Annotated in this window: 11 protein-coding genes and 2 pseudogenes; 9 read left to right on the top strand and 4 right to left on the bottom strand. The window is 33.8% G+C overall.

The annotated features are described in order from the left end of the window. Nucleotides 1–120: 120 nt before the first annotated feature. Nucleotides 121–483 (bottom strand): sulfite exporter TauE/SafE family protein, encoded by a 363-nt coding sequence (locus tag C1I91_RS24170; RefSeq protein WP_128215202.1) that lies wholly within the window; start codon nucleotides 481–483, stop codon nucleotides 121–123. A 109-nt stretch (nucleotides 484–592) separates the two neighbouring features. Further along, entirely contained in the window at nucleotides 593–1,987 is a 1,395-nt protein-coding gene (locus C1I91_RS24165) for an MATE family efflux transporter (RefSeq protein WP_128215201.1), read from the bottom strand. 92 nt (nucleotides 1,988–2,079) lie between these two features. Here C1I91_RS24165 and C1I91_RS24160 point away from each other — a divergent pair, with 92 nt between their 5' ends. From C1I91_RS24160 to C1I91_RS29875, 4 genes and pseudogenes are all read left to right on the top strand, one after another. Beyond that, the gene (locus C1I91_RS24160) at nucleotides 2,080–2,904 is read left to right on the top strand and encodes a MerR family transcriptional regulator (protein WP_128215200.1); all 825 of its coding nucleotides are present in this window, start codon (nucleotides 2,080–2,082) and stop codon (nucleotides 2,902–2,904) included. Nucleotides 2,905–3,026: 122 nt separating this feature from the next. Beyond that, nucleotides 3,027–3,314, top strand: coding sequence for a putative quinol monooxygenase (locus C1I91_RS24155; RefSeq protein WP_128215199.1), 288 nt, complete (start codon nucleotides 3,027–3,029; stop codon nucleotides 3,312–3,314). Between the two features lie 478 nt (nucleotides 3,315–3,792). After that, nucleotides 3,793–4,731, top strand: coding sequence for a dockerin type I domain-containing protein (locus C1I91_RS24150; RefSeq protein ID WP_128215198.1), 939 nt, complete (start codon nucleotides 3,793–3,795; stop codon nucleotides 4,729–4,731). Further along, a pseudogene (locus C1I91_RS29875) lies at nucleotides 4,695–5,725 on the top strand (IS701 family transposase); the annotation flags it as partial. The gene C1I91_RS24150 and the pseudogene C1I91_RS29875, both read left to right, overlap by 37 nt. 97 nt (nucleotides 5,726–5,822) lie before the next feature. On the opposite strand, the pseudogene C1I91_RS24135 reads toward C1I91_RS29875, so the two are convergent. After that, nucleotides 5,823–6,873: pseudogene (locus tag C1I91_RS24135) on the bottom strand (IS30 family transposase). 265 nt (nucleotides 6,874–7,138) lie between these two features. Here C1I91_RS24135 and C1I91_RS24130 point away from each other — a divergent pair. The 4 genes from C1I91_RS24130 to C1I91_RS24115 all read left to right on the top strand — a co-directional run bounded on the left by C1I91_RS24130 (nucleotide 7,139) and on the right by C1I91_RS24115 (nucleotide 13,861). Further along, nucleotides 7,139–10,132 (top strand): hypothetical protein, encoded by a 2,994-nt coding sequence (locus tag C1I91_RS24130; RefSeq protein ID WP_164880643.1) that lies wholly within the window; start codon nucleotides 7,139–7,141, stop codon nucleotides 10,130–10,132. Nucleotides 10,133–10,167: 35 nt separating this feature from the next. Continuing rightward, on the top strand, nucleotides 10,168–12,273 hold the full coding sequence (locus C1I91_RS24125) for an immunoglobulin-like domain-containing protein (RefSeq protein WP_128215194.1): 2,106 nt from the start codon (nucleotides 10,168–10,170) through the stop codon (nucleotides 12,271–12,273). A gap of 114 nt (nucleotides 12,274–12,387) precedes the next feature. After that, nucleotides 12,388–13,641, top strand: a complete 1,254-nt coding sequence (locus C1I91_RS24120; RefSeq protein WP_128215193.1) for a 4Fe-4S dicluster domain-containing protein — start codon at nucleotides 12,388–12,390, stop codon at nucleotides 13,639–13,641. A 34-nt stretch (nucleotides 13,642–13,675) separates the two neighbouring features. Then, nucleotides 13,676–13,861 (top strand): DUF362 domain-containing protein, encoded by a 186-nt coding sequence (locus C1I91_RS24115; protein ID WP_238475881.1) that lies wholly within the window; start codon nucleotides 13,676–13,678, stop codon nucleotides 13,859–13,861. 224 nt (nucleotides 13,862–14,085) lie between these two features. On the opposite strand, the gene C1I91_RS24110 is transcribed toward C1I91_RS24115, so the two are convergent. Continuing rightward, nucleotides 14,086–15,294, bottom strand: coding sequence for a YibE/F family protein (locus tag C1I91_RS24110; RefSeq protein ID WP_128215192.1), 1,209 nt, complete (start codon nucleotides 15,292–15,294; stop codon nucleotides 14,086–14,088). A 375-nt stretch (nucleotides 15,295–15,669) separates the two neighbouring features. Between C1I91_RS24110 and C1I91_RS24095 the strand changes: the two genes are divergently transcribed. After that, entirely contained in the window at nucleotides 15,670–20,118 is a 4,449-nt protein-coding gene (locus tag C1I91_RS24095) for a metallophosphoesterase (protein ID WP_238475880.1), read from the top strand. The last annotated feature ends 171 nt before the right edge of the window (nucleotides 20,119–20,289 follow it).

The raw sequence follows: 20,289 nt of genomic DNA, 5'->3' as shown, positions 1-20,289 counted from the left end.
AACTTTATAAGTAACACTATTTTTAGCAGTGTTTATATCTAATATAAGCAGGCATAAATCAAGGAGACAACCTAGTTTTATGTCTGCTTATAATTTTTGAAAGTTATATTTAGAGAACACTTACTTAGTAAAAAGCATCTTTAAAGATACTGCTATCATAAATAAGGCAAATCCTTTTTTCAATAAATCAGGAGAGATAACTTGAGCTATTTTGCTTCCAAGTAAAGAGCCTATAAGAACCATAAGGCATATTATAATCCCACCTTTTATATCTACGTTACCCTTCTTGTAGTATTCAATAAAACCTAAAATACCAACAGGAGGAAGCAGTACAGCTAATGAAGTCCCTTGAGCTTTGAGTTGGGTAAAACTGCATAGGTATATAAGTGCAGGAACAATTATTACTCCTCCTCCAATACCAAATAAGCCGCTTAAAATACCAGCCAAGAGGCCAATAACAATAAATAATATAATATTAGACATCTTAATACCTCTCATATTTTTATTTATAGTATTTCACCGAGGTATTATTTTATCTATAGAATTTTAACATTAGCCTTAGACCTATACTCAGAGAGAAATTTAAATAAGTTTACTTATCAAAGCTCAGCTTCTTCTTCCAACGGCCACTTATAAATCTAGTTAGCAATAGTAGGAATCTTACCACATTATCTGCTACCATACATAACCAAACAGCTTTTAATCCAAGGCCAAAGATCCCAACACATAAAAAGGTTGATAGGATTCTGATGCCCCACATAGAGAATACTGAGAAGAAAAATGGAGTCTTTGTATCACCTACACCATTAAATATTCCTTCCAAGATTATGAGAGCACCGAACATTGGCTCAGAGATAGCTACTATACGTAACACTGAGGCACCGGTTCTTATAACTGTAGGATCTTGAGTAAATATGGACATCATAAACTTAGGAAATAAAAAAAGTATACCACCAGTTATGGTCATAACTGCAACTGCAATTCCTATTATTGTAGTAGAGGTATGATGAAGTTTCTTTTCATCTTTTTCGCCTAAAGCATTTCCAGCAAGGGTTGCTGCAGAAGCTTGCATACCATAGCCTGGGATATAGAAGGCTTGCTCTGCAGTAATTGCAATCGAGTGAGCTGCAAGTGCTACTGTACCAAGTCTTGTTATAAGTGAGGTGAATACTACCTGCCCTAGACAGGTTGCAACTCTTTCTAGGGATACTGGGAAGCCTACTTCTATACATTTTTTCATTATTGGCTTATTAAGTCTTATCTTTTGCCCTTTAGGAGATACTAGCTTATTTCTGTATAGGGCAATAAACATCAACGAACCACTTATACAGTGTGCTATGGCCGTTGCAGTAGCAGAGCCGACGACTCCTAAACCTGCTCCATAAATATTAAGTTTAAAGCTTCCTATAGTTAAGCTTCTGCTATCATAAATAAGTATAAAGTTTAAGGCAACATTGACCACGTTCATAATAAGATTAACCATCATAGGAGTTTTCATATCTCCAGTTGAACGCAGTACTGCCCCGAATATTATACTTGAAGCTCTAAATATCATTGGAAGACAAATAATCCCGAAATAAAGAGAGGCATTTCTTTGAATAGAGACATCAGCACCTAGCCATTTAGGTAGAAACGGGCTAACAGACAATGTAATTATTCCAACTATAACACCAAGTACGATAGTTATTAGGATGGACTGAACAGCTGCTATTTTGGCTTTTTCATATTTTTTAGCCCCTATGGATAAAGATATATAAGCTAATACACCGATGCCCATTGCAAAGAAGGGGCTATTTATAAGCCAGGTTACTGTTGTGGTAAGGCCTACAGCAGCAGAAGCTTCAGGACCTATACGTCCTACCATTGCAGAGTCGGCGTATTGTACTATGGTTTGAAGCGCCTGCTCTATAATAGAAGGCCAAGCTAAAGCAAATATGGCAATTATCATATTTTTATTGTTAAGTAATCTTTTTTTTGTTTCAAGCATATGTTGTCCCCATTTTCTTTATATTGTATAAATATTATGCAATAGTTATAATAAGGGGTATAGTAACTATATAGTCAAGAGGTCATATTAAAATGAGTGATAAAATATATCTTTCTACCGGTGAACTTGCCAAAATGCTTGGAGTTACAAAGCAAACTGTAATATATTATGATAAAATAGGTCTAATTTCTCCTGCTAAGAGGGAAAAGGAATATAGATATTACACTTTAGAGCAGGCAGACGAGCTAGATTCCATATTAACATTTAGGGATTTAGGAGTTCCAATTAATGTACTAAAGGATTACCTTAAGGAACGTAATGCTCAAAGTTGTATCGAGATGCTCAGAAAGCAAAAGGAAAAACTTGAATTAGAAATTCAAAAAATGGATAGAATCCGTAAGAAGATAGATGGACGAGCTAGGCTTCTAGAAAAGGTTATTACTGTTAGTGATTTTAAAGCAGTTAAGTTCTCAGAAGAGGAGAGACAGTTATATATGGTTGAAGAATGTAAAGAAGCTGATGAAAAGACCTTTATGGAAAGTTTTATTAAGCTTTGTAATCATTCTAAGCGTCTTCAAATCGATTTTGAGAATCCAGTGTGTAATATAATAAAAAAAGAAGATATCTTAAAGGGAAGCTTCAGAAATACCGCTTATTTCGGTATAAATATATCAGAAAACTTTAATGGAATAGATATAGTAAAGTTTGAGAAACCTGCTGGTATATATGCTTCTACCTATCATCAAGGTTCTTATGAAACTATGTATATTGCTTATGAGAGGCTTTTATCTAGCATAGAGACGGAAGGGTATATTGTTTGTGGTAATGCCTATGAGACTGATTTGCTGAGTACCCTTACCAATCTAGATAAAAATGAATATATGAAGCTTATTTCGATACAAGTTATGAAAGTATAACTTATAATATTTATGATAATGGCTTTTCTAAAGAACCATATTGAAATTAAGTGGTCAGTCATCCGATGCTTTAATGAGCTTGCGCAAAGAATTAATATGTTTTTAGTAAAGGAGAAAGAGTTATGATAGTAAAAAGTGTTACATTTGATGTAAAACCAGAATACATAGATAAATTTATAGAGGCTACATTAGAAAATCAAAAAGGATCTCTAGAGGAAAAGGGAGTAATAAGCTTTGATTTTTTACAATCTGCAGATGAAACAGGGAAGTTTTTGTTATATGAGGTATATGAATCTGAAGAAGCTATGGAGGGGCATTTAAAGACAGAACATTTTAATAAGTGGATAAATACAGTTGAAGAATATTTTTTCAGTCCAAGGGAAAAAACAATATTCATTCCTATTAAGTAAAAAAATAAATAATATTCGCCTGACAGAACTTATTCACATACGTTCAGAGAAGGCAGATGGGCAAAAATATCTCACTGAAGAAGTTCGCTTCAGCAACTCTTTTTATAGATATAACTAAAGCTGTGCAAAATTTATACGAAATATATATAGGTATAATAAATTTAGAATACAAAACTAAATAAGAAATATTATTTATAAGTAAGATAAACTACTTCATAAAGTAACATTGTAAACGGTATTTTGGCATTGGTCAAAATAATTGCTTTGTTCATATGGAGCAGTTTATATTTGTTTAGAGATAAAATATCCATATTAATGAATTAGTGTTAATAGATTTATAATATGGATATATGAGTTTTGTGTGGAATTTATTATTAATTTTTAGAAAATTCCAATTTTGATAATGATTTTCGTTGAATAATCTTTATTAAGATAATATAGTATTAACTAGATATGTTCGCAAAAAAGGAGAGAGAAGATGAGCAATAAATTTGGCAACTTTAGATATTCTTCTAATATTAAGAAATCTATTTTGATTTCCTGTTCTATATTGGCTGACACCTCTACTTTATACATGAAAGAGGTAAAGGCTGACACCATAATTCCTAAGAAAAGTATAGCAATATCACAGGATATTGCTTGGATGCAACCTAGTGCTAATGTAGTAGGTTCAACTATAACAATAGATTTATCTCAGCATTTTAATATGCTTGATAGCAGCAAGCTTGTTATAACTGCATTGTCAAGTGATAGTAATATAATTACTCCAAATGTTAATGGAAGTACTTTAACGCTTAATATCAAGTCTATAGGTATTGCCATAATCACTGTTACAGCGTCAGATGAAAAATCAACATTAGTAGATAAATTTGAAGTTAAGCTGAATAAATTAGGTGATTTAAATGGGGATGGCTTTATCAATACAGCAGATGCATTATTGATATACCGTGTTACTAGTGGTAAGGATATTCCAACCGATGCAGATAAGAGCCGTATGGATCTAAATGAAGATGGAAAGATAACAAATGCTGATGCAGATGTGATTATGAATACTTATTTAGGAAAGCCTAATAGTGGTATATTCTCGAACTCAGCAGTTAGCATAAGAAATATAAATGATGCTCCTATAGCTACCAAGGTATACATAAATGGAAATACAACAGTTGGGCAAACTTTAAGTGGAAACTATAGCTTTATTGATGTTGATAGCGATTTAGAAGGCACATCAACCTTTAAGTGGTATAGAGCTACTAAAGCAGATGGCTCTGATAAGGCGTTAATAAATGGAGCTACATCTAAGCAATATACTTTAGGGGCAGAGGATGGAGATAAGTACATATTCTTTGAAGTTACTCCAAGTGCTACAACTGGTCTTTCAATTCGCAAAGGCATCGAACCAGTATTACTAGATTTCTAGCAAGCAGTTCATGGAATGAAGATTTTTTAATTAAAGCCTTAAAAAAATTAGTTGTAGAATTAATTTGGAGCAAATCTAAAGAAACTAACAAACCAATATACTTTATCATAGATGATACTATTTCTGAAAAAACTAAGCCCTCGTCAAAGGCTAAAAATATTATTGAAAAATGTTCTTTTCATAATTCTCATCTCAAAGGTAAAACAGTGTACGGTCATCAAATTTTAGTTTCATTGCTTTCTTGTGATGGTTTGGTACTTCCTTATTCAATAGACATTTACGATAAGGATTTTATGAGTAAAATAGAACTAACTCAAAAGTTAGTTGAATCACTACCTAAACCTGAAAATAAAGGCTATGTGTTGTGTGATAGTTGGTATAGTTGTAAAGCTATTTTTAATAGTTCCGAAAAAGCTGGTTACAGCTACATAGGAGCTATAAAAACTAATAGAGTAATTTATCCTAAAGGACATGAAAGGCTCGGAGTAAAACTTCATAAATTTGCAACAACACTCGATATAGATGACTTTGACCTTGTCACAGTTAAAGATCAAGAATACTATATTTATAGCTATATTGGAGATTTGAAGGATAGAAAAATGTTACCATTATTTTAAGCTATCCTAAAGATTCCTTCCATAAAGACGGTTCACTAAAAACATTTATAGCATTGGATAACTCTTTAGTTCCCTTAGATATTTTAACTCAATATACTGACCGATGGGCGATTGAGCCATTTTTTAGAGATTGTAAAACTTACTTAGGACTAGACGGATATCAAGTAAGAAGTGAAAAGAGTATCAATAGATATCTTGCAATAATGACTATAAATTATACTTACTGCAAATTATACTCTAATGAATCATATCACTTTAATACTGGATATAAATCAGCCAAGAAAGCTCTAATAAAATCTAAAATAACATATATCTACGAAGCTGCCGCTACCGGAAAGTCACTAGAAGAAATTTTTAAAACATTAAAAATAGCTTAGTTAATCTTTTGGTTATTTAACTGTAAAATTATTTAAGGACTAATTGCAATAACAAATTGAACTAATTTCTATTTATGATATAAACACTTGCATTTACTTAGAGTTTATAAATTTGATCCAGGTGTGATTCAAACAGTTCCTCAGGAGTTTTGTAGTTAAGTATTCTCCTAGGAAGAGTATTCATCCATTCTTCTATGAAAGCAATTTCATCAGAAGTATAGTTTGAAATACGGTTACCCTTCGGGATAAAACGACGTATCAGACCATTATGACGCTCATTAGTACCTTTTTCAAAAGATGAGTATGGATGAGTAAAATATACCTTTGTATCAGTTTCATTTTCAAGTGTGGATAAGTTAGCAAATTCTGAACCATTATCACCAGTTATAGTTTTAAAAACTTGGCTAAACTGGTCGCCAAATAAACTGCGTACTCTATTTAGAGCATCAGTAACAGCTTCAGCGGTTTTAGCATTTAATGTTTACAACCATAGCATATCTAGTTTTACGTTCAACTATTGTAAGAAGTGCGTTATCATTATTGGATTTTTCGCCAATAACAGTATCTATTTCCCAATGACCAAACTCATTACGAGTGTTTATCTCTACTGGGCGATCTGATATGCTAGAACCAAGTTTCTTCTTGTGCTTTTTAACCCTAGCAGGCTTTGTATTTCTACGTAGCTTTATTGGTAAATCAGTATTTTTTACATCTAATAAGCCAAGATCTATATAGTTATACAATGTTTTTGTGCAGACCATTTGAGATCGCTCAAAACTACCGTTAGCGATAGCTCTACCAACACAAGCATCTGGTGACCATGAAGCATTTTTAATTTTATCCACAGTATACTTGATAAATTCACTGCATTTTAAGCGTTTAAAAGTACTGCAGCAGTTTATGCGATTCTTTTTATATACGGCTTCGCCAGTATCGGCAAGGTATATTTCAATGTGCTTTCCTTGCTTAATTTGAATGGTAGTTCCACGACGAATTTCATTTAAAACAGTGTTGATTGGTCTACCTAGTTCCTTTGCTATCCTATAAGCTGAATGGCCATCTTTTATACGAAGCTGGATAATCATACGCTCTTTAAAATTCAAATGTTTATTTTTACGTGATTCTGTGTTATTATTTTGATAGTCCATAGTGATTATCCTCCGTGTATGTTTTGGTTTGGCAATTAAATCATAACACAGAATAATCCACTATGGATTTTTTTATTAGTTCAATTTCATTTTACAACAGGTCAAAATTATTTAAGTAAAAACGCACTATTATAGTAAATATGTTGTTACTGCAACGGATGCAGCAGGAAATGAATCAGCTAAAAACGAAGCTTCTGTTTTAAATGTTGCGATTAGAGCATTAGAAGCTAGTCTTTCTAACAGAAACTTACTAGAAGAAAATAATGTGAATGATGCTTCAATAACCTTAAAGCTAAAAGGAGATTCTTTTAAGAATACTATAGCTTCATCAGATATAGTGTTAAAGAACGGCCCAGCAGGATTGACTGTTAAAAATGTTTCATTTATCGATGAAGGAAATGTAAATGTAACTTTAGCCTTTGATGGTACTGATTTTGATGCAGTTATTAATAATTTTGCTTTAGAAGTAAAAGCAACTGCAGTTGTTAGTGGACAGGCTATATTAACTGACAACCAAATAATAAAGAATTCTAATGATGCTCCAGTAGTAAGTGACGTTAAAGTTACAGGAACAGCAAAGGTTGGAGAAACCTTAACTGCAAGCTATAAGTATTCTGACGATGAAAATGATGCAGAAGGAGCTTCAGTATTTAAGTGGTATAGAGGTTCAAAGGAAGATGGTTCCGATAAGGTATTAATAAGCGGTGCTGAAGCTAGCCAATATACATTAACATCAGAAGATGGAGATAAGTATTTATTCTTCGAAGCTACTCCAGTAGCAGTAAGTGGAGGAACAACTGGAAGAACAGTTATAAGTTCTGCCAGTGAAAAGATTATAATACCAGATACAACTGCGCCAACCGTAGATACAAGCAAGTTTGTATTTACAGATAATACTCCTTTTTCTGACGCCGTTTCAGGAATAGCTAATGCTATATCCGAAGGTGGAGCAACAGTTAAGGCTTATCCATGGGTTGATATTAATAATGACAATAAGATTGATAGCCTAGAGCTACTAAGTCCTATAAATTTAGGCACTAGTTTGGCTGATGGATCAGTATTGCCAGCTAGTATAGGAGAATTAACTCCAGGAAAGTATAAGTACGTAATAACGGCAACAGATGCTGCAGGCAATGAATCATCTAAGAATGAAAGTTCTGTTCTAAGCTTTGCTATAAGAAACTTAAATGTAGCTGTTTCAAATAGAGGAGCTGTAGAAGAGAATAATCTAGAAGGAGCTATTTTAACTTTAACTTTGAGAGGAGATTCTTTTAAGCAAACAGCAGCTTCATCTGATTTTGATTTAAGAAATGCACCAGCTGGAACTAGCATAAAGAACATTTCCTTTATAGATGAGAGTTCAGTAGAAATAACATTAGGTTTTGATGGAACAGATTTTGATGCAACTATTAGTGATGCTTTAGTAGATGTAAAAGCAAGTGCTGTAGAAAGTAATAAGTTTATAACTAGTCAAGATTTAACAATAACTAATTCAAATGATGCTCCATCAGCTAGTGCTGTTACATTAACTGGAACAGCAAGAATTGGAGAAACTCTTTCAGCAAGCTATAACTATGCTGATGATGAAAATGATGCAGAAGGAACTTCAGTTTACAAGTGGTATAGAGCCTCAAATGCAGATGGTAGCGACAAGGTCCTAATAAGTGGAGCTACTTCAAAGCAGTATACATTAGCTGCTGAAGATGGAGATAAGTACATATTCTTCCAGGTTACTCCTTTAGCTGCAAGTGGACAAGAAACTGGTAAAGCAGTTTTAAGCTCAGCAAGCGCTAAGGTAATAATTCCTGATACAACAGCCCCTTCAGTAGACATAAGTAAATTCAACTTTATAAATAATGATGCTCCTACACAAGACAGTATTTCTGGAGTAGCAGGAGCAATCTCAGAAGGTGGAGCTACTGTTAAAGCCTATTTATGGAATGATGCAAATGGTGATGGCAAGATTGATGCGGACGAGCTACAAAGCCCTATAACCCTTGGTGTTAGTACGCAAGATGGCTCTGTATCAGCTAATAACATAGGAGATCTACCAGAAGGCAAATATAACTATGTTATAACTGCTACTGATGAAGCAGGTAATGAATCTGCTAAAAACGATGCGGCAGTATTTAAAATATCAACAAGAAACTTAAATGCTTCAGTATTTGGTGGTGGCGAACTTACAGAAAGTTCTTTATCAGGAGCAACTATAGTGGTTGCTATAAATGGAGATAAGTTCAAAGATACTGTATCGGAACAAGACTTCACACTTAACAATGCACCTGCAGGTGTAGAGCTTGTTGCAGTTGTTCCGTATGATATTAATTCATATATGGTTCTGTTAGATAATTCAGGAGCTGACTTTGATACAGATTATAATAACTTTAGCATTACAGTAAAGGGAAGTGGATTAGAAAGTGGACAGGATATAACTACGAAGCCTATGCCTATAAAAGCAGAAATAGAAGGTCAGGCACCTAATGTAGCTGGACTTACATTTGGCCCAGGAGATGTTGTGGACAATACTAAAGCTTCGGCTCTGCCTGCTGGAACAATAAAGTATGTAGTAGGAGCTGCTGGTCAGTATACTAGACCTAATGCTAATGATTCAGCTTCAGTCTACACTAATATATTAGGAAGTACTACTAACCTTCCTGTTACTAGCGGTCAGCATATATATGCTGTGTCTGTGGATAATTACAACAGAATAAAAGCTTGGTCAGATATAACCCTAACTGATTCAATGATTAAGCAAAGACCACAGGTTGCTGGTATGTTTATATCTGAATATCTGCAAGGCCCTAATGATAGAGTAGCTATTGAAATATATAATAATACTGGAATTAATTATCCAGATCCTAATAATACACCATATACTCTAGAAGTGTATCAATGGGTTCCATCAACAAATAAAATGCGTGTAGTAACTTCACCAGTTTCAGCCTATAACGGAATGGTAAACATAGCAATTAATACTAATTTCTATGACTTATTTGATATAAGCAATGCTACATACTATAACGAAGAGCTTAATATATTCGGAGCAACTACAAACGCCATAGTTTTGAAAAAGAGCGGACAAATAGTGGATGTGCTTGGTGATCCTAATTTTGTTGGAAGCAAGCCAATAGTTGCAGATGGCAATACTGTGGTAAGAAAGAAGGGCATCATCGGTGGATATAACGTCTATTATTCAAAGGAATGGGATGTTTACAACCAAAATATATACCAATATATTGGAAGCCATTCTATATATTAATAGAGGTTTATAACATAACTTAGGAGGATAAAAAAATGAATTATAGATCGAAGTCCTTTAGAAAAGCACTAGGTATTTGCTTTAGCTTAATAATGGTCATCGGATTAGTTTCTTTTTTCGGAATTAAAGCTAAAGCTGTTCAAGCTTTGATAAATACAATGACAAGTAGTAAATTTGCAGTAAACATAGGAAATGTACAAGGGTCTGTTGGCGATGTAGTTGAAGTTCCTATAAGTATAGGTAAGCCAGGAAGTGGAGTAGCATCTTATGGTATGCAGATTAACTATGATCCAGCTACTTTTGAAGTTATGGATATTACTAATAAGTATGGTGAAAGCTCAAGCTTTTGGTCAAACTTTGATAACACTTCGGGATACTTGAAAGCAGCATGGATAGATACTACTGCTGGAGATAAGACTATAAACAGTGCAGCAGAACTTTATGCAGTAAAACTAAAAATTAAATCGAACAATCTTGGAGACAAAGCTCTTACTATAGATGAGAGCTCTCCAAATAACCTGCTTTTTACTGATGCATTAGGAAAAGGATTAGGTACTGAGGTAACAGAAGGTAAGGTTACTGTAGTAAAGAGTGATACTCAATTAGTAGATGAAGCAAAAAATGCATTACAGATAGGATATGCTTATGGTGATAGTTCTAGCAGTGTAAGTAAGGATATAACACTTCCAACTACAGGATCTAATGGTGTTACAGTAAGCTGGTCCTCTAGTAAAGCTGATGTAATAAGTGAAGCAGGAAAAGTTGTAAGACCAACTTATGCTAGCGGAGATGCCTCAGTAACTCTTACAGCTACCTTAACAAAAAATAATATTAAGGAAACTAAAGACTTTAAGCTTAATGTTATAAAAAATAATCCATCAACAAATGCTAATTTGAAGACACTAACTATAAATCAAGGTACCTTAAGCCCAATATTTAATTCAGCTACTTTAAAGTATAGCGTTGATGTAGATAACAATGTTTCAAGTATTGTTGTAAAACCTGTACTTGATGATAGTCTTGCTAATGTTACTATCAATGGTAAGGCTTCACAGGATGCTATAGCATTAAATACTGGAGTAAATACTATTAAAATACTAGTTACCGCTCAAGATAAGAATACTAAGAGAGAATATGTTTTAGTAGTAAACAAATCAGACATTAAGAAAGAAGTAATAAATGCTGATGTTGAAACTGGAAATATAGCTAATGGTTCATCTGTTACTAAGACAACTATTACTAGAACAACAACTTCAGACGGAGTTGTTAAAGACAATGTTAATATAACTGAAGACAATGCAAAGGAAGCTGCAAAAAAGGCATTGGAAAATGGATATACTAATGTACGTCTTTCAGTTCCAGACAGCGATGATAAAGTTTCAGAAGTATATGTTGGTGCACCAAAAGAAGCTTTAACTGAAATATTAAAGAATAAGCTTGACCTTGAAGTATACACAGAAAATGGTAGAATCTTAGTTCCAAGCAGTTCCTTGACTAACTTCAATGACGATCTTTATTTTAGAATTGTTCCAATAAAGCAAGCTTCTGAAATAAAATCTGTACAAGATAGGTTACAAGATGCTTCAGAAATCAAGAAATATGCAAGCAATAGTACTGTAGAAGTTATAGGAAGACCAATGACTATAGAAACAAATATGGAGAACCGTACAGTGACTTTAGTGCTTCCATTGCCAGATTCAATAACAAAAGATAGTAAAGATATACTAAATAATCTTGCGGTTTATGTAGAACACCATGATGGAACAAAAGAATTAATAAAAGGAAAAGTTCTTTCTTATAAGAATGGTGATAAACTTGGTCTTGAATTTACTATTAATAAGTTCAGTTCCTTTACATTAGTTAGCGCTAAAGGACTTGATCAAAAACCTACTTCAAACAATACAACTACCGGATCAGGAAACGCAACTACAGGATCAAGCAATACAACTACTGGGGCAGGAAACACAACTACTGGATCAAGCAATACAAATGCTGGATCAAATAATACCACTAGCAATACATCCGACCTACCTAAGACTGGTGGAGTTTCTACTAGAGATTATGCTATATTAGGTATATTCATAATATTAGCTGGCGGAGTTATGTTATACTCTAACAAAATAAAGAGTATGAGAAAATAATTAATTAAATAGAACTTAGGCATATATAAATTTAAAGTTATATATGCCTTTTTTCTTTGACTTACATCAATAGCAAATGTAAAATTAAAACATATATAGAAAGGTTGTGAATATATGTCCCATATTTCAAATAAAAACGCTTACAAGATGCTAGAGGAAAGAATTAATAGATTTCCTCAAGGGGCACCGCCTTCAAAGACATTGTACAAAATATTAAGTATGCTTTTCACTGAAAAAGAGGCTGAGCTAGTGGCTATGCTTCCTATTAAGCCCTTTACAGTTAAGGCTGCAAGTAGCATATGGAAGAAAGATGAAGTGGAGACAGAAAATATTTTACAAAAACTGGCATCCAAGGCTATTTTGATGGATATTGATCTTGATGGTAAAAAAGAATATTGTTTACCACCTCCTATGATAGGCTTTTTTGAATTTTCTCTTATGAGGACTAGGGATGATATAGATCAAAAAACTTTATCTGAGCTTTATTTTCAATACCTGAATGTAGAAGAGGATTTTATTAAGGATTTATTCTTAGGTACTGAAACTAGATTTGGAAAGGTATTCGTTCAAGAAGGAGTGCTATCTAGGCAGAATGAACTTGAGATAATGGACTATGACAGAGCAAGCAACGTTATAAAAGAAGCAAAGCATATTGCTGTTAGTATGTGTTTTTGCAGACATAAGATGCAGCATCTAGGAAAAAATTGTGATGCTCCTATGGAAACCTGCATAACTCTTGGCAATACAGCACATACATTAAGTAAGCATGGTTATGCAAGAAAAATAGATGCTTCTGAAGGCTTAGATATATTAAACATGGCCTACGATTACAATCTGGTACAGTGTGGGGAAAATGTTAGAAACGGTTCGGTGTTCATGTGCAATTGTTGTGGTTGCTGCTGTGAAGGCATGCTGGCTGTGAAGAAATTTGGATATATGGCACCTATACAAACTACAGCTTTTCTTCCTAAGGTAGTAGAGGAAAGCTGTGTAGGCTGTGGAAAGTGCTCAAAAGCATGTCCGATTGAAGCTATGAAGCTTGATCCTTTAACTAAGAAAGCTGTGGTAGATGAGGGAATATGTCTTGGTTGTGGAGTATGTGTTAGAAATTGTCCAAAGAAAGCCATATATCTTAAACATAGGGAAAAGGAGATAATAACACCTGCTAGTACTACTCATAGGATTGTTCTTCAAGCTATTGAGAAGGGTCAGCTTCAAGAACTTATCTTTGATAATAAAGCACTTTTTAGTCATAGAGCTATGGCAGCTGTTTTTTCGTCTATTTTAAAGCTACCACCGATTAAGAGGGCTATGGCAAGTAAGCAGATGAAGTCAGTTTACTTAGATAAGCTTTTAAGCGATAAGTAAAATACTACATATATAGTTTAGGGGGAAATGAGATATGAAGCCTATAGTTGATGATGTAGGAGTTTTTGCATCTACTGATCCAGTTGCAATAGACAAAGCATGCCTGGATGTTGTTGATAAGAATAATGGTAAAACAGTATTTAGAAGAGGTAGATATACATTAGAATACTCTGAGAAGATAGGGCTAGGAAGTCAGCAGTATGAGCTTATTGAATTGTAGATTATAAGTTCAAAATTGATCTTTTTTAAGATTGGATCTGTTTAAGCATAGCACAAATAAAACATACCCTGATGATATATATTTGGATTATTTCATCAGGGTATGTTTTTATTCTTTCTATCTAAACCTAGTGATAACAGGGGGAGGAAGAGTTATATATAAACCGTTTTATATGCTAGGTTTTTCTCATATGCATTTAGAAATGCAGATTGATAAAGTAGTAACTAAAAAAGGGTTGCTTTAGCGGCTTTTTTAGTTTTGCCCTTATAAGAATTTGCTTTTTTCTTATCAGCAGCAAAAGCAGGAATCAGTGCGGAAGAAATAAAGGAAACTATAGGTACGATTAAGATTACAGCCAAGCTGCCTGTCAGTCCTTGAATAATCTCTACATTGACCATATCCATATTAATAAGCTGATTATAGCTTACATTATAGAAATAAATTATTATAAGCATATTCAAAGATGAGCCTGTAAAGGCTAATATAAGTGTGTTTGCCATGGTTCCCATCATATCTCTGCCTATATTCATACCTGAATTAAACAGTTCTTTTTTGCTTATTTTTGGATTAGAAATATATACTTCTTGAATAGAAGAAGCTATAGAAATACTTAAGTCCATTACTGCACCTAAAGCCGCTATCAATATTCCAGAGAGCAATAAACCTTCTACTTTCATATTAAATTTAGCTGATATCATATTAAGGGTTTCTACATCTTGAGTATTAAATCCATTTAAGTGAGCTAGATTGCCTACTATAAGAGCTATAAATCCAGCTATTATTACTCCAGCTAGAGTTCCAAGCACTGCTGAAAGGGTCTTTGAACTATAACCGTTTAGCAAGAACAGTGTGATACAAGTAACTATGGTTATTATTAAGATTGCAGACATTACTGGCGAGTAGCCCCTGTAAAGCATAGGAATGAATAAAAATATTACACACACAAAGGTAAAGGCTAGTCCTACAACTGACTTGAAGCCCTTACTTCTACCTATGATACAAAGTGCTGCTATAAATATAAGTATGAATAGATATTGAATAGGAGCTCTATAGTAGTTGTAAACTAAAACCTGATTTTGAGTACCTGCAGTATCTATTTCAACTATTATGGTCATACCTTTTTTTACGTATACACTGTGAGTATCACTTAGATAGTTGCTTATATCTTTTGTTTCACCTTTATGTTCACCGGATAATATTTTAACGGTTATATCTTGACTTCCTAACTTGATGGTGCTGCTGTTTTGAAAGTTTGTTAAAGCTTCTTTTTTTATTGTTAAAACCTCAGCTTTTTCATATTTTACATAAGAAGTTTTCCCTTGAGTATTGAAACCTACAGGATGATTACTGTTAAATTTGTATAAAAATATAGCAAACAAAGAGAAGATTACGAACCATATAGCAATCTTTGATAACTTAGAGCTTTTTAACATTGGACTACCTCCATTTATATTTTCTAAGGTTATTTAGCAATCTAGAATATCTTATATAGGGAACCAACTTCAACTATTAATTTATATATGCCATAAAATCCCCAGAAACCGAGATTTTATAACAAGTATAAATTAAGTTTTCGTAAAGGATAGCTATATATGAACAGTTTACCTTTATAATTAACTTTAAACTTCAATATAATGGATTTTTGTAAAGTCTAGGTTAAGTATATATTAAGATTACAATAAATTATAAGATGTACAAAAATTAACAGTAGTTAATACAGCCTTAACTGAAGCTAAATAAAAAGTTAACACAACAGGATTATACTTCCAAATGGTAGCAATTTATAATTATGAGGAGGTATTTATCTAGTGCGAAGAAAATTATTATCATCAATTCTAGCAACAGTTATGGTAGTTTCTTCTTTAATGAGTAATGGAACTACAGTTTTAGCAGCAGATAATGCTGGTAATGGCAATGCAACAAGTTCTGCTGGAAATAGTACTGAAAATATTACAAAGATAGCACTTTCACCAGGAAAAGATCAAAGTGAATTAAACTTTACGTGGTATTCAGTTAAGACCTCAGGTGATTCAGAGGTGCAAATAGCAAAAAAAGCTGATTATGATGGACAAACTTTTCCAGTTGATAAAGCACAAACCTTCAAAGGAAATAAAAATGACGGAAACGACAATTACAGTTCTAATAAAGTAGTAGCTACAGGTCTTACAAAGGCTACAGACTATGTTTACCGTGTTGGAGACGGAAGCAATTGGAGCTCAGTTTATACCTATAGTACAGAAAATCCAAGTGCATATAATTTTTTACTTGCTGGAGACCCACAGATTGGTGCCAGTGGTAATATAGATAACGATAAAAATGGATGGGTAGCTACAATGAATAAGGCGTCAGCTTCCTTCCCAAATTCAAGCTTTTTGCTTTCAGTAGGTGATCAGGTTAATAACGGTGGAGAGATAAACGGAGGAAGTAATGAGGGTGAGTATTCAGCGTATTTTGCTCCTGATCAGTTTAAGAACCTGCCTATAGCAGCTATACCAGGAAATCATGAAACTTATGGTGTAGGACATAATACTCATTTTAATGTACCTAACGAATCTACTTATGGAAGTATAAGCAGTGCTCCTACCGCTGGAGGAGACTATTACTTTACTTATGGCAATACTTTATTCATGATGCTAAACAGCAATGATCTTAACGCTGCAGATCATGAAGCTTTTATGAAGGATGCTATAGCTAAGAATGCTAATGCTACCTGGAAGGTTGTATCTTTACATCATTCTATATATAGTTCTGCAGATCATGCTACAGACGATGATATAATTGCTAGAAGAAATAGTCTTCCACAAATATTCACTAATCTAGGCATAAATATTGTCTTAGATGGTCATGATCACTGTTATACAAGAACTTATCAAATGGTTGGCAATGAACCTAAGGCTCAAGCAAATGATAAGAAGTTTACAGTAACAAATCTTTCAGGTACAGCTTATCAGGATGAAACTGTAGTTAATCCTACTGGAGTTGCTTATATAACAGCAAACTCTGCTTCAGGAAGTAAGTATTATGAAATGCAGCAAGCTAATGGTAAGAGTTATTATGAGGCTGTAAAAAATCAAAGTCATACTCCTACTTTTTCAAATGTGGAAGTAACTGATAACAGTCTTACTATAACAACCTACAGAACAGATAACCTAGAGAAAATAGATAGATATACTTTGGCTAAAAATGATGTTAAGGATGATCCCGCTCCAAAAGTAACAGATATAACTTTTGCGCCTGGTAGCAATGCATCAGAAATGAATTTTACTTGGTATACAGATATAAACTCAAGAGATACAGAAGTGCAAGTAGTTAAAAAGTCAGACTACACAGGTAGCAGTTTCCCTACTGACAAAGCAAAAACCTTCGTAGGAAAGAAATCACAAGGGAACAATAATGGTATATCCAATAAGGTTACAGTTAATGGACTTGAGTTAAATACTGCTTATGTTTATCGTGTTGGTAACGGAGTAAGCTGGAGCAAAGAGTATGACTTTAAGACACAGAATACAAGCGCTTATAACTTCTTATTCGCAGGAGATCCACAGATAGGTGCTAGTGGAGATATAAATAAAGATACTAATGGATGGAAGGATACACTAAGTAAAGCAACATCAGCTTTCAAAAACACAAGCTTCTTACTATCCTTAGGAGATCAAGTTAACAATGGAAAAGAGCTTACTGATGGAAACAATGAAGCAGAATATACAGGATATTTTGCTCCAGATCAATTAAGAAATCTACCAGTAGCAGCTTTTGCTGGTAACCATGAAATGATTAAAAATGGTCACAATACTCACTTTAATGTTCCAAACCTATCTACTTATGGAGCAGTAGCTTCTAACCCAGATACTGGAGCAGATTACTATTTCACTTACGGAAGTACTTTATTCATGGTTCTTAACAGTAATGATACTAACACTGCTGATCATGAAGCTTTCATGAAGGATGCAATAGCTAAGAACCCTAGTGCTACTTGGAAGGTAGTATCGCTACATCACTCTATATATAGTTCAGCTAACCATGAAACAGATGCAGATATTATCGCAAGAAGAAACTCTATGCCGCAGGTATATACTGCACTTGGTATAGATGTGGTTTTAGATGGACACGATCACTGCTATACAAGAACTTATCAGATGGTAAACAATGTGCCTACACCTCAACCAAAGGATGATAAAAAGGCTGTAAACACTCAATCTGGAGCTACTTATCAAGATGAAAAGGTTACAGATCCTACAGGAGTTCTTTATATAACAGCAAACTCAGCTTCAGGAAGCAAGTATTACGAGTTTAAAGAACCAAACAGTCAAAACTATTACGAAGCTGTAAAGCAACAGTTCCATGTTCCAACCTTCTCAAATGTAGAGGTTAGTGATAAAGATCTAACAATAACTACTTATAGAACTGATAACATGGAAATAACAGATAGATACACAATAGAGAAATCCAGTGTAAAAACCACACAAGTGGTAAATGGAGATACAAGCAAGGTATTAGATGCAATAAATAATGCAGCAGATGGAGCAAATATAACAGTTGATGTAAGTGGAAATAAGAATGTTGATAAGCAATTGTTAGATGCTATAAAGGGAAAAAATATAACTCTAACCTTTGTTCAAAATAATCTTCAATGGTCATTTAACGGAAAAGACCTAACAGGAGCTACAAAGAATCTTGATATGACAGTTAATGTTTCTGGACTTAATGGTTCTGCTTCTGCTAATAAGGATGCAATAGCAGCTAAAGCAGGAAATGCTGGTGTTACTGTAGTATCCTTTGCAAACAATGGACAACTTCCAGGAAAAGCAACAGTTAAAGCTAAGTTGGATTCGCAGTGGCTTTCTGATCCAACAAATGCAAAGAAGAGCCTATTCGTTTACTACTACAATGAACAAACAAAGAAACTAGAAAATATAGCTAGTGGTTTAGGAGTACAAGATGGCTCAGTACAGTTTGATATAACTCATAATAGTGATTATGTTATAGCGGATAAGGATATATCAGAACCTGTAGCAATGAGCATAAGTGATGCAAGAGCAAAAGCTTCTGGAAAAGCCATTTTAACAGGTATTGTAACTAATGTTGTAGGAAGCAATGTATTCATGCAGGATGATAAGGCTGGTATCTGCTTAAATAATACTCCTAAAGCAGCAGTGAAAAAAGGAGATAAGATTACAGTTACAGGTGATTTATCAAACTATCATAGCTTAATAGAAATAACTCCTAAAGCAGCAACTGATGTTTCTGTTTTAAGCAGTAACAATACAGTTACTCCAAAGGTTTTAACAATAAGTCAGATCAATGACTCTGTTCAGTCACAACTTATAAGAATTAAAGATGCTTCTTTAAAAGACATAAATACAGATGCATCATCAACTTTAGTTGATGCAACAGGTACTACAGTAATATACAAGATGCCTGCATTAAAGGATATAGCAGTAGGAGATAAAATAGATGTAATAGCTTCTGTAGCACAATATGGAAGCACAGTTGAATTAATGGTTTCAGATCCAAGCGATATAACAAAGGCTGGTCAAGCTGAAGCTAATGCAGTAATAGCAAAAATAGATGCACTACCAGATACAGTTACCCTTGCTGATAAACCAAAGGTTATGGACGCAAGAGATGCATATAATTCATTAACAGACGCACAAAAATCAATGGTAACAAATGTAGATAAACTTGCTAAAGCAGAGCAGGCAATAACAAAATTAGAATCTGATAAAGCAGCTTCTGATGCTGTGACAGCTAAGATAAATGCTATTCCAGCAAATGTTACTTTAGCTGATAAGCCAGCAGTTACTGATGCAAGAAATGCTTACAATGCACTTACAGATACTCAAAAGAGTGCCGTAACTAATTTAGATAAGTTAACTTCAGCAGAAGATGCAATAAAGAAGCTTGAAGCAGCTAATTCAGGAAATACAAACAATAATGGCAGCAATACAAATACTAATACAGGTAGCAACACAAACACTAATAATCCAGGAAATACAAGTTCAAACACTAATACAAGCGGAAATTCAAATGGTTCAACAGCAGCTACTACTAATGGAACAAGTACAAGTAGTAACGGAAGCAGTAATGGAGGTACTACAAGCAGTTCAAATGCAACTTCAAATAGTACATTAAGTTCCATACCAAAGACTGGTTCAATAGTAAGTGCTGGACTTCTGTTAGTTCTAGGAGTTATAGCTATAGCTTCTGGTGTAATGTTTCTTAGAAAAAGAAATGATAGCCAAGTAGCAGAAGAATAACAAAAAAACAAAAGTTGGTCTTTAGTGGGTTTTAACACTAGAGGCCAACTTTTTTTGTTCTTTAATAGTACTGTGTTGAAATTAAGTAGATATCTATTCCATTCTACAATGAGATTTTGTAAAAAGTTAACTTAAACAATATTATTAAACGTAGCTTTTAAAAGAATTAAA

The organism is Clostridium manihotivorum (genome assembly GCF_004015185.1).
In the GTDB taxonomy this organism is placed as follows: domain Bacteria; phylum Bacillota; class Clostridia; order Clostridiales; family Clostridiaceae; genus Clostridium_AR; species Clostridium_AR manihotivorum.
The sequence above is the reverse complement of the archived record's forward strand: the minus strand, read 5'-3'. Positions and strand labels throughout refer to the sequence as shown.